The following is an 808-nucleotide window of genomic DNA, read 5'->3' on the forward strand; positions in this document are numbered from 1 at the left end:
ACCGGTGCGCTCATACCTTCATGTCTGCAATCCATATCGCAGCAAGCGTCATCTTCTATCTCAAAGAATGAGTCCTGAGCCTAGGTAAATGACAGCAGCATTGGTTAAAATCTCCCTTGGTGTGGCAACTGTATATAGTAGTGGGGACTTATCTGCTCTGGCTGGCGTAAGTGGCCTGTCGTCTATTGTTGTTACGAAAAATGCTGATACTCCTGCTGGAGATCCCGTTGTTGTGGATCTTTCTACTCCAATAGCAGGTGTCAACGCTCTTAATGCCATTACAGTGGAGAATGGCGCCACGGCTAAGGTAGGCGGTGGTCTGTTAAATGCGACCGCAATTAGTGCTCTGAAAACTGACGGTGGTATTCTTGACCTTCAAGGAACTTTAGTTGGTGTGTCGGCCTTGAAGCAAGTTTACGTTGGACCGTCTGGTGGTCAAATCACGATGGAGCCGACGGGACTTGATGTTGGTTTGCTTTCTGTCCCAGTCATTTTCTTAGATAAAGCCGGACTGCCAACAACGACAATCCCTAAAGACTTTGTCATGGACTTTCCTCAGGTTAGTAAGCCATTGTTTGGAGATAAGTCCATAACAGCAAGTTACAGCGCGGTTACAAATACAACGACGATTGGTCCGGGCGTTAGCGTTGGTGGGATAGTCAATGTCGGTCGTGTTATGGTGCTTAATGGAGACCCATTTGATCTTAAAAACACCGGAACAGATGGAGGGTTCTAAAAACCCCCTGGTTTTGAGGTCTTCTGTATGATTCTATTTCTTCTGCGTTGATTGAGGGAATGGCGATATGAA

At 46.5% G+C, this 808-nt stretch carries 1 protein-coding gene; it reads left to right on the plus strand.

The window, feature by feature from the left end; translation table 11 throughout:
• Nucleotides 1-88 precede the first annotated feature (88 nt).
• Nucleotides 89-736 (plus strand): hypothetical protein, encoded by a 648-nt coding sequence (locus FKW19_RS15205; RefSeq protein ID WP_150150615.1) that lies wholly within the window; start codon nt 89-91, stop codon nt 734-736.
• Nucleotides 737-808 lie beyond the last annotated feature (72 nt).

The organism is Acetobacter sp. DmW_125128, assembly GCF_008704325.1.
Classification (GTDB): Bacteria; Pseudomonadota; Alphaproteobacteria; order Acetobacterales; family Acetobacteraceae; genus Acetobacter; species Acetobacter oryzifermentans.